Below are 12,897 nucleotides of genomic sequence, written 5' to 3'. Positions count from 1 at the left end.
CATAAGGGATAAAAATGATATTGTCAAATGGTTGGTATCAAAGGATTTTGAGAGGATTTTATTAATTAAATATTATCAATCTAATTAAATATTATCAAAAATGAGATTTTGTTTAATCTAAAGAAAGGAAAATAAAAATGCCCGAATGTTTTATGAGAAACATTCAGGCATTCATGAGTCAGATTGACTGGACTGGGACTGTGAGTCAGATGACATAATAATCAACTCCAATATTAATTTGTGTTAAGCACCGATTGCCAAAATTTGGTTCATTTGGTTTTCGTCCATCCCTAATTCGTTTAAAACAAGTAAAGTCCGCTTTAAATCTTGATATTGCGCTTCAGTATAAAGCTTGTCTTCAATCTCGATGTCAAAATTATCGCAGATCGTGAAGAGTTCTTCGGTTAAGCGCTGGTTAATTTCTGTCTTTGTCATAGGCTATGACCTCCCTTTAGATTGAATTCATTTTAACATAAATTTCTAATAATTCAAATTTAATCTTACCGGGACTGCTTTTTTTGTGAATAAAAAAACAGCTTAAGCCATGGGGCTGCTGCTTTTTTCTACTGATAAATTTTTTAATTTGACCGTCTCATTGAATGGCTCAGTGATGACACTGTCGTTAAATAAAAAGTTGTTGATAATATAAATAATTCGGCGATTGTCATGCATCACAGAGTGCTCACCACTAGGACCGTGAACCTCGATTTCATGATAAACCGAAGCGGTATCTCTTAATAAATAATTCACTGATTTAGCGGAATTGATTGTAATATAAGTGTCTGAATTAAAACCCGTATCCGTATTGCCGTAAATATTCAGCACCTTAGCCGCCTTTGGGAAATTCTTTTTGTGAAACAACCAATAAAGATAATGTAAATTCATCAAGAATGGTCTACCCGAGGCAGTCAATTGGTTTATATTGGGAATATCACCTAAAGCGATCACCCCATTAAAAGGCCCAGCCACTAAAATGACTTTATTTAAACTAGGAAATTTATGATCATTATGATTTTCCAATAAACAGTTTAGTAACGCTGTGGCACCAACAGAATGACCCACCGCATTGAATTTCTGAAAACCATACCGCTTTTTTAACGTTGGCAACACTAATTCTAGCCAACGGGAATGCATACGCATACTAGCAATATTTTCCTCAAAAATAATTTGAATAATCGGATTCTCATTCATTGTCCAAGTCCCTTGGTAACGAATCTGACCCCGCCAATTGACAATAACCCGCAAAAATTCCGTCTGTTCCGTATAATCAATGGCAGATTCCACCATCTTCTCAGTGGTATCAATACCACCGCGGAAACCATGAACAAAAATCGTTGGCGTCTGCACCAGACCATCCGGCAACGTAATCCGATCCACCGTGGATAAATCCAAATGTTGTGCGAGTTTTTTAGGCAGGCAGCTTACCGTCAAAGCGCCGGCAACTCTAAAAAAGGCCTTAATCCTTCCGGAAAAGCCCGTCATTGCTGTAGTTTGTACAATTGCATCCCTCAAAGCTCTCAAAATCGACGCCTCACATCTCAAAAAAGTCTACCTCAACTATAGCATACTTCCACCGCATCTTGTCCACCCCTAAAAAAATTGACAATTGATTCAGCCATTTGCCCAATAGAAGACTACAATAGAAGCGTACCGAAAAAAATGGGGGCTTTATTATGGTACATCAAACCGCAAACAGCACAACAAAACAGCATTACCTCGGCTTTATCATCACCTTATTATTAGGAACCTTCAGCATGTCCATCAGCCAATCGTCCCTATCCACCGCCTATCCCACCTTAATGCAAACCTTCCAAGTCAACGCCGACACCGTCCAGTGGCTAACCACCGGCTTCATGCTGGTCATGAGCATCTTCATCCCCGTTAGCCCGTGGCTGCTGCATAACATCCCATTTAAACGCCTGTTTCGCAGCATCATTGCCACCTTCGCCCTAGGCACCATCCTGTGCATCTGGGCACCCAACTTCAGCACCCTATTGAGCGGCCGATTATTGGAAGCCATCGCCGTAGGGATCATCTTCCCCAGCTACCAAACCGTCCTATTAACCATCACCCCAAAAGCACAGCGGGGCAAAATCATGGGTTTTGCCGGACTCGTCATGGGATCCGCCCTAGCCGTAGGACCAATCATCTCCGGCATCCTATTGCAATTCTTCAGCTGGCAAGGCCTATTCGGCTTATTCCTACTATTAATGTTGCTCACATTTAGCCTATCCTTTGCCACAATCGCCAACGTCATGCCCTTGGCAAAAAGCAGCATTGACGGTTGGTCCATCCTACTAGCCGCCAGTTTTCCCGCCATGTTGTGGGGGTTAACCGAACTGACCCATCATAACGCCAGCATTGCGGCCACATGGCTCGTGATAATTTTGAGTGTGATCGGCATGGTTTGGTTCGTCCGGCGGCAAAACAAGTTGCAACAGCCATTATTACAATTAAAAGTATTTGCGTCCAAAATCTACACCTTATCCGTCTTTTTAACCGGCATTTCTTACATCGCCTTAATCGTCACCACCATCATCTTACCATTATATTTTCAACAAGTTTTACATGTCTCACCATTATTATCCGGACTTTCTTTAGTCCCCGCCGCCGTAGTTTTAAGCCTCTTAAATCCCATTGCCGGCAAACTATTAGATCGGACAAACGGGCAAAATGTCATCCGAATCGGCATGGCTTTAATCGTAATTGGTATGGGTGGTTTAGCATTATTGGTCCAGTTCAAACAATTGTGGATTGCCATCTTAGGTGCCACCATTACCGAGAGCGGGAATGCCTTTGTAATGATGCCAGCGGTAACCTGGGGGGCCAATAGTTTGGATAAAACATTATTGGCTGACGCCACCGCCGTTACCACCACAGTTCGGCAAATTTTAGGTTCTTTAGGGGTCGTGGCCGCCACCGAAGTACTGACTTTGACCACACAACAAGTGGGTAAAACCGCCACCACCAATCAAGCCCAGTTAGCCGGGTTTCGATTAACCTTTGTTATTTTTATGATTATTGGGGTGGTGGGCTTGATCTTAACCGCCTTGATGCCACGGTTAGAAAAAAGTTTTTCAGTTAACCAAAAATAATGTAATATCTTAGTGAATACGCTCCCAAAAACTGTTAAAATAGGACTAGTTACTGAATTGCATATTTCGAGGAGAGATTATAATGACAAAAGTTATGGCCGTCAATGCCGGTAGTTCCACTTTAAAATGGCAACTATTTCAAATGCCAGAAGAACAAAAAATCGCCGGAGGGATGATCGACCGTTTAGGTAAAGAAAATGCCCACTTCATCGTTGAATATGGCGATGGACAAAAAATAGATCAAGAAGAACCCATCACAACCCATGAACTTGCCGCTGCTAAAATTTTAACCCGGCTTAAAGAATTGGGCATTGTGGAACATTTGGAAGAAATCACCGGAGTTGGCCATCGGGTCGTAGCCGGGGGCGAATTATTCAAGAGCTCTACACGGATTACCCAACAAGTTCTCGACCAAATTAAGGAATTAAAAGAATACGCACCGCTGCATAATGCCATTGAAGCTTATTACATCGGCGTATTCCAAGAATTGTTACCCCATGCCACACAAGTTGCCGTCTTTGATACTTCTTTTTACAGCACTTTGGAACCAGAAGACTATCTTTACAGCATCGACTTAGACTACTACAAACGTTTCCGGGCTCGTAAATATGGGGCACATGGCACCAGCCACCGTTACGTTTCCAGCCGGGCCGCTGAATTAATGGGCAAACCCGCAGAAGATTTGAAATTGATCACCTTGCATCTAGGCAGTGGGGCTTCCATCTCAGCTATTGACGGCGGTAAGGCTGTGGATACATCCATGGGCTTCACACCATTAGCCGGCATTACCATGGGCACACGCTGCGGGGACATTGATCCGTCATTGATTCCTTATTTGATGCAACAATTGGGCATCACCGACATTAATGAATTTATTGATATTTTAAATAAAAAATCTGGTTTGCTGGGTCTTTCAGGATTATCTGCAGATATGCGGGATCTAGAAGATACAGAAACCACTAACGAACGTTCCGCTCTAGCTTTATCCGTCTTCGTCAACCGGGTTGTGAAATATGTGGGCGCTTACGTTGCCCGTCTTGGGGGCGTAGACGGCATCGTCTTCACCGCCGGGAGTGGTGAAAACGGCATTGATTTGCGGCAACGCATCGGGGATCGTTTAAGTGCCTTTGGAGTAAAAATTGACCCAGAAAGAAACCACGTCCGGGGCAAAGAACGGCTCATCAGCACCGACGATTCTAAAGTCACTGCCTTCATTATTCCAACAAACGAAGAATTGATGATCGCCAGAGATACTTATGCTTTACACGTTAAAGATCATAAATTAAATTAAACATTGATAATACAAAATAGGATCAACGACTCGCAAAGACGAGTCGTTGATCCTATTTTTTTGCGCAAAAACCCTAAGTTACGGGTTTGAAGATGGGACTTGTTCGTCTCGGACAATCTTCAAGTAGCGATAAATACTGGGCACAGAAGCCCCCATCACATTGGCCGCAATCGACACACTATCTTTTAACTGGAAAAAGCCTTGATGGTAAAGCCGCCGAACACATTCGATCTTGTTTTCCCGCTGCATATAAGCCTTTTTGATCGACAATTCGTAAAGATAGTCTTTGAGCACACTATCCACAAAATCCATGGACGACGTGGCAAAATGCTCCTCATCTTCAACCACAAGACTATTTTCTTGGGCAAAATAAGACGCACTGACTTGCAACTTGCCATTATATAACTGCATCAGCTGATTCAGACCCGTGGACAGATTGCTAAAACACTGCTCATCAGTAATGACACAAAGTAGCGCCACAACGGCCGCATCATAGCGGATGACAAAGGAACTGGACACTAAAGCCTGATCGGCAGTCTTCAGCTCTAAATGTTTTTTGACAAAATGGCCTTTTTCAGCCGTTGCACTTAGCGCTTGATCAATGATGGTTGACAGGGGAACCTGGGGCAATTCGTGGTGGACAGCCAGGGGCACCGGCTTTGATTGGGTTAAATCTATCAAAACAACCTCATTGTTCTCCGTTAAAATTTCAGCTAAAAATTTAGCCAATGGTAAATAACTGCGAATATAATTTGAAACACTCATTCTTTCACCTCCAATAACGGTAATTACGATAACATTATATAAAAATATTATCAATAATTCCGTTAATAGGTGAGCAATAAAAAGAATATAATAACAGATTTGAAGTCGTGTAAATCAAATTTATAATTCGCTTTGATAATTTTCTGACTATCACTAAAAAATGAGGTTAAATCTAATGATAGTCATCTTTTGAGTATGTTTAAAATCAATAGATTTAAACCACTGATTATTTTTTATCAGAATTTTAACGACCTGAAGATAACTTAGCTCAGGATTACTTACAAAAAATACTTATAAAACAGCACTATATCAAGGATTGATAAAAAATTATATCCTGATAATTTATTATAGATTAACCCATTAAATGTAAAGTGATAAAGGCTGCTTGGTAGGGACGTCTTGCCTTATTTATTATAGAATGATTAGATATATTTGGATTATCAATGCCTTTTTTTAATCAGTTTCACTTTGACAGAGAAAAATATCTTGTTTATGATTAAATTTGTAAATATTGAAAGCGCTCATATTTATTTGTTCAAAAGTGAAAAAACTAATCCGGATGAAATTTTCGTTTAAAAATTGATAGTTTTTATATCGAAAAAGGGGTCGTAGCATTATGAACTCAGAAGCTCAAAGTGCGCCAAAAGAAATTAACCTGACTAATCGAGATAGAAAACATGCTGAAAAGGCCGGTATCACCCCAGAAGAATGGAAAATCCAGACTAAATTTAATGGGACGGATGTCGGCTGGGTCATTATGAGTATTGGGATGGCGATTGGTGCCGGGATTGTCTTTTTACCGGTGAAAGTCGGTTTAGTTGGAATTTGGGTTTTTCTTGTATCGTCATTGATCGGTTATCCAGCGATTTATTTGTTCCAACGCTTGTTTATTAATACAATTGCTGAAGCTAAAGAATGTGATGATTATCCAAGTATTATTGGGAACTATTTGGGGAAAAATTGGGGCTTTATTATCGGGGCGTTATACTTCGCCATGTTGCTGATTTGGGTATTTGTTTACTCCACAGCGATTACTAATGATAGTGCATCATTCCTGCATTCTTTCCATATTACTAAAACAGTTTGGTCCCATAATCCATTTTATGGCTTAGGTGTAGTGATCTTATTAGTTTTGATTGCTTCCCAAGCTGAAAAATTATTATTTAAAATTTCTTCATTTATGGTTTGTACAAAGCTATTAATTATCTTTGTTCTCGGCGTTACGATGATTGGTTTTTGGAACATTCACAACATTCCCACGTTCCCTTCGATCAGTTATCTTATCAAACAGGGCATTATTATGTTACCATTTACGTTAACTTCCATTTTGTTCATCCAGTCCTTATCGCCGATGGTTATTTCTTTTAGAAGCCACAACGAAAATGTAGAAGTCGCACGTTACAAAGCTTTACGGGCGATGAACATTGCCTTTTTCGTTTTGTTCTTTGTCGTTTTCTTCTATGCGATTTCGTTTAATTTAGCCATCGGTCATGATCAGGCAGTGGAAGCTTACGCTAAAAATATCTCCACCTTGGCGATTGTCGCCCAGAATATGAATGTCGGCTCTGTAAAAATTCTAAGTTTGGTCTTGAACATCTTTGCAGTTATGACGGCCTTCTTCAGCGTTTTCCTTGGCTTTAGAGAATCTTGTCAAGGTATCGCCACCAATGTCTTAAAACGGTTTATGCCGGAAGAAAAAATTAATAAAAAAATCTTGAGTAAATGTATCTTAGTCTTTGCCGTATTGGTCTCTTGGGGGGCCATCTTACTGAATGCTCCTGTTTTGAGTTTTACCTCCATCTGTTCTCCGATTTTTGGGATGATCGGTTGCTTAATTCCAGCGTACCTTGTCTACAAAGTGCCGGCGTTACATAAATGGAAGAGCCCTAGCGTTTGGTTCATCATTCTCATTGGGATTTTGCTCATTGCATCACCATTCCTCGCATTTAGTTAATCAAAGACAACTCTGAAAGGAAATGATCACAATGGATTCAACAAAAATGGCAGCGCAATTTATAGATGTTTTAAAAGATGGTGTTGTGGCCGCAACCGGCTGTACAGAACCGATTGCCGTAGCTTACGGTGCCGCCAATGGTCGTGCGGTATTGGCAGATCAGACGATCCAAAAAATTGAAGTGAAAGTCTCGCCGAATATTATGAAGAACGCCATGGCTGTAATTGTGCCGGGAACCGGCGAACCTGGATTGTTAGTCGCTGCCGCTGCCGGCGCCCTATGCGGACAAGCGGATGCCGGCTTGAGCGTGATTGCCAACATGACGCCAGCGGACGTACCGGCTGTTTTGGAATTGGCCCATTCTGGTCGGGTCAGTGCCCAAGTGGCGGCCGTAGACGATGATCTGTACGTGGAGGTGTCCTTAACCACCGCCAAAGATACCGTGCGTGTCTGTATTGCCGGCGCCCATACGAATATTTTCCTAGTTGAAAAAAATGACACTGTTTTATTTTCTAAAGAACGGCCTTCTGCCCATGCCACTTCGGATTTTAAGGCCTTTATGAAAACTGTAACGTTTGCTGATATTTGGCAGTTTGCGCATAATGTTGATCTAAAATCAATTGCGTTTATGAAAGACGCTGCCACTGTTAATATGGCCTTGGCCGAAGAAGGGCTGCACCATGATTATGGGTTGAAATTGGGCCGTTCCATTGATCAAGCCAGTACCTCTGGTTTTGGCTCCGGGATGGCTGCGGATTTAGGCAATCGCATTGTGGCCTACACCGCAGCTGCTTCTGATGCCCGCATGGGTGGCGCACCGTTGCCCGCAATGTCTAATTCAGGCTCCGGCAATCAAGGCATCACCGCCACTTGTCCGGTTTGTGTTGTGGCCCAGCATGTCAACGCTGACGAGGAGACTTTGGTCCGTGGCATAACGTTGTCCCATCTCACGGCATTATATATCCATGCCTTTTTGCCAGTGCTGTCTGCATTTTGCGCCACTGATTCCGCTGCAATGGGTGCTGCAGCTGGGGTGGTCTATTTAATGGATGATGATTTCCAAACAGCCTGTCGCAGCATTAACAATATGGCCAGTGATGCCGCAGGGATGATCTGTGATGGCGCTGGTTGCTCTTGTGCGATGAAAGTCGCAACTTCTGTAGCCTCTATGTATCGTTCTGTGAATCTAGCGCTGATGCAAATTGCAGTGCCTGCCAGCAATGGGCTTGTTTGCCATCAAATTGATGAGACGATTCAAGCTATTGGGCGTTTAGGTACAGAAGGGTTGGCGGGTACGGATCCGACGATCTTGAACATTATGGTTGAAAAAAAAAGTGATCAAGTCCAAGAGGTGCGATAGAAAGTTGCTTTAACGGCTATATATAATAGAAGGAAAATAAAAAAGCAGTCTGGTCGGGTTTGATCAGGCTGTTTTTTGTGGGGCTTGAGGCTTTCCCGCTCACGGCGGTTTTATCTTATGCTCGTCTTCTGAAACGCGTTCGAGCTTACTGACAATTTACATAACTACGTCTTACTCACAAGCCAAGACCGGGCTTATGTCGTAAGTCTAGGTTATGTGCATTGTCACCCATAAGCTCTCACGCTCTGGCTCATAAACGCGTTCACTAGAGCAAAGCTCTCACCTAACTACGAATCTCTTGTGTGTCTGACGACACCCTGCAAGATTCTAGGTTAGTGTTCGAGGCTTTCCCGCTCTAGTTCACGCTCTGGTCTTTAAAACGCGTTCCAAAAGACTGATTTCTGTGCCTAGCTACGTCTAACTTGTAAGCGAAGCCCGCTCACGGCGTTAGTCTAGGCTATGCTCAAAATCAACCCGTCTTTTGTCACGCTCTGGCTTTTTTTATGCTATGCTTAGTTTAATAAATTTTTTTTATGGAGTGATTATTGCGTATGGCTGGGATTAAAGAGAATGCGCTTGCGCGTTATCAGCAGATTGCCTTAGATCTTGCGACGCGTATTACCAAGCAGGAGTATCCGATTGGGACTAAGATTCATGCTCGTTCGACGGTGGCGAATACTTATCAAGTGTCTGCGGAGACGGCCCGTAAGGCGATTAAATTATTGGCGGATTTAGAGATTGTTGAGGCGAAACAGGGTAGTGGTTTTTATGTGGCTTCGATGGTTAAGGCGATTGATTTTATTAATCAGTTCAAAAGTGTCAAAACGTTAAAGGATATTAAAAATGATATTCAGAAAACAATGAAGCAGCAACAAGATGCTTATCAAAACTTGTCTGAATTAATGGATCAGTTTTTAGATCAGACCCAGCGTTTTAATGCGGTGAATCCGTTAATGCCGTTTCAGTTAACGCTAAAGGCTGGGGACAAGCATCTGGGCCGTAGTATTGGCGAGTTAAAATTGTGGCAGAGTACAACGGCGACGATTGTGGCTGTCCGACATAATCAAGAGTTAAAAGTATCGCCAGGGCCTTATGCCAAAATCGAAGCTGGCGATACGATCTTTTTTGTAGGGCAGGGGGCAGCTTGGCAGCAAGTTCAAAATTTTTTTACCGCTGATGAGCAGCATTAGGACAAAACTTCAAAATTTTTTGAAGTTTTTTTTGTGCCTTTTGATCTGGTCGAAGATTGGGTCAAGGACAGACTTGAGACGCCTTTTTTTCATGAAAACCAAGGGGGCTATAGGTTTATTTAGGCTGATAATCGTTTGACAAAAGTGCCCATATGAGAATAACATGGTTAAGTCACTTAGTTTTATACATTGTTCGAAATTTGAAGGAGGAAGTTTATTGCCAATTGTAAAAGTAGAACATCTTACAAAAATATTTGGGAAACGTGTCAAACCCGCCTTAGAAATGATTCAAGATCGTCAGTCTAAAACAGAAATTCTAAAGAAGACTGGCGCAACGGTTGGGGTTTATGACGCTAATTTTGAAGTAAATAAAGGCGAGATCTTTGTTGTGATGGGACTGTCCGGCAGCGGTAAGTCCACAATGATCCGCTTGATCAATCGACTGATTAATCCGACAACTGGGTCGGTTTACATTGATGGCGCAGATATTGCCAAAATGGATAAAAACGCCTTAATTCAGGCACGACGCAAAAAAATGAGTATGGTTTTTCAAAATTTTGCGCTATTTCCCAACCGGACCATCTTAGAAAATACCGCCTATGGTTTAGAAATTAAAGGCGTCGCAAAAACAGAACGCTTAAAAAAAGCCCAAGCCACCTTAAAAGACATGGGCTTGTCGGCCTTTGCGGATCAGTATCCCGACCAATTATCCGGCGGAATGCAGCAGCGAGTTGGCCTGGCCAGAGCGCTGACCAATGACCCCGAAGTACTATTAATGGATGAAGCCTTCTCAGCATTGGATCCATTAATCCGCCGAGAAATGCAAGATGAACTGCTGGATCTGCAGCAAAAAATGCAAAAAACCATCATCTTCATCACCCATGACCTGAACGAAGCCTTACGTATCGGCGATCGAATTCTAATCATGAAAGACGGCCAAGTCATGCAGACCGGGACCGGGGAAGAAATCTTAACGCATCCGGCCAATGATTATGTCCGGACCTTTACCCGGGATGTGGATTATGCCAAAGTCCTTACCGCACAAAATATCATGATTCCAGCATTGACCCTTAATTTGGATAAAGAAGGGCCAAATATCGCCCTGCGCCGCATGCGGCATGAAGAAGTCAGTATGCTCGTGGCCGTTGACAGTCAAAGACAGCTCAAAGGTGTTATCAGCGCTGAAAATGCCGTGGCCGCCCGTCAAAAACAGGCCCCACTAACCGATTATCTAGATACCGCCGTGACAACCATTACAAAAGAAACCATTGTAAATGATATTTTCAAAGTAATTAATAATTCACCGACTCCCGTTGTGGTGACCGAACAAAATCGAGTACTGGGCGTCGTTATCCGAGGCAGCGTCATTGATGCCTTAACCGATGATGCCGCCGTAACAGAATCTAAGACAAAAGGGGGGGATAGCAATGAATAATGGCTTGATGATCGCACAACTCCCCGTAGCTGATTGGGTGGAAAAATTCACCGATTGGCTGACAACAAATTGGGCCGGTTTCTTTGATGTTTTGCAGAATTTCGGTAAAAGCTTGATGAACGGCATTACCGCCGGCTTAATCGCTATTCCACCGCTAGTCTTTATACTCGTACTCACCGTAGCCGCTTTTTTCGTCTCTAAGAAGCGCTGGGGCCTGACAGCATTCACCTTATTAGGCCTGCTTTATATTTATAACCAAGGCCTCTGGGCGGACTTGATGAATACAATCACCTTAGTCCTGTTATCCAGCCTGCTGTCAATAATTATTGGCGTCCCACTAGGAATCTGGATGGCTAAAAGCAATCGGGCCCGAATCGTAATCACCCCCATCTTAGACTTCATGCAGACCATGCCGGGTTTTGTCTATTTAATCCCCGCCGTTGCCTTCTTTGGCATTGGGATTGTCCCCGGTTTGTTCGCATCCATTATATTCGCCTTGCCGCCAACAGTGCGCATGACGAACCTAGGAATCCGCGGCGTCCCCCAAGATCTCGTGGAAGCAGCAGACTCATTTGGCAGTACCGGCTGGCAGAAATTAACGAAAGTAGAATTACCCCTAGCCAAAAATACAATTATGGCCGGCATTAACCAAACAACCATGCTGGCACTATCCATGGTCGTCATCGCCTCAATGATCGGCGCACCAGGCCTAGGCCGCGGCGTCTTACAAGCCCTGCAAAGAGCCCAAGTCGGCAGCGGCTTCGTAAATGGCCTCGCCTTAGTCGTACTGGCAATTATCATTGACCGGTTCACCCAATACTTAAACCAGCCTAAAGCCAACAAAACCAAAACCCCGGCACAAAAAAAGCGGCAACGCTATTGGACCATCGCTGGTCTAGTGGCCGCACTGGGCTTAGTCGGCAGCAGTGTGGTTTATAATCAACAGCAAACACAATCTCAAAATAAAGGCACGCTCAACCTGTCCTATGTGGAGTGGGACACAGAAGTCGCCTCCACCAACGTGATCGCTGAAGTTTTGCGACAAGAGGGCTACGACGTCAAAACCACCCCCTTAGACAACGCCATTATGTGGGAATCCGTTGCCAAAGGGGAATCTGACGCCATGGTAGGGGCCTGGCTGCCCAATACCCAAGCCGCCCAGTACAAAAAATATAAAAAGGACGTTGTTAACTTAGGCACCAATCTAAGCGGCGCCAAAGTCGGCTTAGTCGTACCTAAGTACATGACCGACGTTAATTCAATTGCCGATCTGAACGGTCAAGCCAATCAAACCATCACCGGCATTGAACCCGGCGCTGGCGTAGTTGCTGCTGCAGAAAAAGCTCAGCAGACCTATCCTAATTTAAAGGATTGGCAAGTCTCAACCTCTTCATCTGGTGCCATGACCGTTGCCCTAGGGAAAGCCATCAAACAAAAAGAACCGATTGTTATTACCGGTTGGTCACCACATTGGATGTTCAGTAAATATGACCTGAAATATCTAAAAGATCCCGCCGGTGCCATGGGACAAGCAGAAACCATTAAAACTATGGTACGCAAAGGCTTAAAACAAGATCAACCGGAAGCTTATCAAATTCTAGATAACTTCCATTGGTCTGTCAAAGATATGGAAACTGTCATGTTGCAAATTCACAACGGGACAGCACCAGAAAAAGCCGCAAAAGCTTGGATTAAAGCCCATCCAAAACAAGTTAAAGCTTGGACGGACGTTAAATAAAAAAAATCGTGTTTTACTTGGCCAAAAAGACCGGGTAAAACGCGATTTTTTTATTGAAAGGAAGTTAAA

The 12,897-nt window shown here is 43.2% G+C and carries 10 protein-coding genes; 7 read left to right on the top strand and 3 right to left on the bottom strand.

What is annotated here, in order from left to right; translation table 11 throughout:
• Nucleotides 1–243: 243 nt before the first annotated feature.
• A complete protein-coding gene (locus EKM93_RS01345) occupies nt 244–435 on the bottom strand; it encodes a hypothetical protein (RefSeq protein WP_125712274.1) in 192 nt (63 codons plus the stop codon).
• A gap of 102 nt (nt 436–537) precedes the next feature.
• Entirely contained in the window at nt 538–1,521 is a 984-nt protein-coding gene (locus tag EKM93_RS01340; RefSeq protein WP_125712272.1) for an alpha/beta hydrolase, read from the bottom strand.
• A gap of 152 nt (nt 1,522–1,673) precedes the next feature.
• Here EKM93_RS01340 and EKM93_RS01335 point away from each other — a divergent pair, with 152 nt between their 5' ends.
• Both EKM93_RS01335 and EKM93_RS01330 read left to right on the top strand, forming a co-directional pair.
• Entirely contained in the window at nt 1,674–3,095 is a 1,422-nt protein-coding gene (locus EKM93_RS01335; protein ID WP_125712269.1) for an MFS transporter, read from the top strand.
• Nucleotides 3,096–3,177: 82 nt separating this feature from the next.
• Nucleotides 3,178–4,386 (top strand): acetate/propionate family kinase, encoded by a 1,209-nt coding sequence (locus tag EKM93_RS01330; protein WP_125712267.1) that lies wholly within the window; start codon nt 3,178–3,180, stop codon nt 4,384–4,386.
• Between the two features lie 78 nt (nt 4,387–4,464).
• Here the strand turns inward: EKM93_RS01330 and EKM93_RS01325 are convergent, their stop codons facing one another.
• Nucleotides 4,465–5,151, bottom strand: a complete 687-nt coding sequence (locus EKM93_RS01325; RefSeq protein ID WP_125712265.1) for a helix-turn-helix domain-containing protein — start codon at nt 5,149–5,151, stop codon at nt 4,465–4,467.
• 616 nt (nt 5,152–5,767) lie between these two features.
• On the opposite strand from EKM93_RS01325, the gene EKM93_RS01320 reads away from it, so the two are divergent.
• The 5 genes from EKM93_RS01320 (at nt 5,768) to EKM93_RS01300 (ending at nt 12,828) form a co-directional block, all read left to right on the top strand.
• The gene (locus EKM93_RS01320; RefSeq protein ID WP_225423596.1) at nt 5,768–7,105 is read left to right on the top strand and encodes an amino acid permease; all 1,338 of its coding nucleotides are present in this window, start codon (nt 5,768–5,770) and stop codon (nt 7,103–7,105) included.
• A gap of 31 nt (nt 7,106–7,136) precedes the next feature.
• The gene (locus EKM93_RS01315) at nt 7,137–8,465 is read left to right on the top strand and encodes an L-cysteine desulfidase family protein (protein WP_125712263.1); all 1,329 of its coding nucleotides are present in this window, start codon (nt 7,137–7,139) and stop codon (nt 8,463–8,465) included.
• A 551-nt stretch (nt 8,466–9,016) separates the two neighbouring features.
• Nucleotides 9,017–9,655 carry a TrkA C-terminal domain-containing protein gene (locus EKM93_RS01310; RefSeq protein WP_125712261.1) on the top strand — a complete coding sequence of 213 codons (639 nt, stop codon included), beginning with the start codon at nt 9,017–9,019 and terminating at the stop codon, nt 9,653–9,655.
• Nucleotides 9,656–9,872: 217 nt separating this feature from the next.
• Nucleotides 9,873–11,090 (top strand): quaternary amine ABC transporter ATP-binding protein, encoded by a 1,218-nt coding sequence (locus EKM93_RS01305; RefSeq protein WP_164506954.1) that lies wholly within the window; start codon nt 9,873–9,875, stop codon nt 11,088–11,090.
• Nucleotides 11,083–12,828, top strand: a complete 1,746-nt coding sequence (locus EKM93_RS01300) for an ABC transporter permease/substrate binding protein (RefSeq protein ID WP_125712257.1) — start codon at nt 11,083–11,085, stop codon at nt 12,826–12,828. Before EKM93_RS01305 ends, EKM93_RS01300 begins: the two co-directional genes overlap by 8 nt.
• The last annotated feature ends 69 nt before the right edge of the window (nt 12,829–12,897 follow it).

This window comes from Agrilactobacillus yilanensis (assembly GCF_003946725.1).
Taxonomy (GTDB): Bacteria; Bacillota; Bacilli; order Lactobacillales; family Lactobacillaceae; genus Agrilactobacillus; species Agrilactobacillus yilanensis.
Note: the sequence above shows the minus strand (reverse complement) of the source record. Positions and strands in the feature narration are given on the sequence as shown.

Bases quoted from the DNA above. Each gene is read 5' to 3' on its own strand.
- EKM93_RS01345 (WP_125712274.1), bottom strand. From the start codon at position 435: ATGACAAAGACAGAAATTAACCAGCGCTTAACCGAAGAACTCTTCACG.
- EKM93_RS01335 (WP_125712269.1), top strand. From the start codon at position 1,674: ATGGTACATCAAACCGCAAACAGCACAACAAAACAGCATTACCTCGGC.
- EKM93_RS01330 (WP_125712267.1), top strand. From the start codon at position 3,178: ATGACAAAAGTTATGGCCGTCAATGCCGGTAGTTCCACTTTAAAATGG.
- EKM93_RS01325 (WP_125712265.1), bottom strand. From the start codon at position 5,151: ATGAGTGTTTCAAATTATATTCGCAGTTATTTACCATTGGCTAAATTT.
- EKM93_RS01320 (WP_225423596.1), top strand. From the start codon at position 5,768: ATGAACTCAGAAGCTCAAAGTGCGCCAAAAGAAATTAACCTGACTAAT.
- EKM93_RS01315 (WP_125712263.1), top strand. From the start codon at position 7,137: ATGGATTCAACAAAAATGGCAGCGCAATTTATAGATGTTTTAAAAGAT.
- EKM93_RS01310 (WP_125712261.1), top strand. From the start codon at position 9,017: ATGGCTGGGATTAAAGAGAATGCGCTTGCGCGTTATCAGCAGATTGCC.
- EKM93_RS01300 (WP_125712257.1), top strand. From the start codon at position 11,083: ATGAATAATGGCTTGATGATCGCACAACTCCCCGTAGCTGATTGGGTG.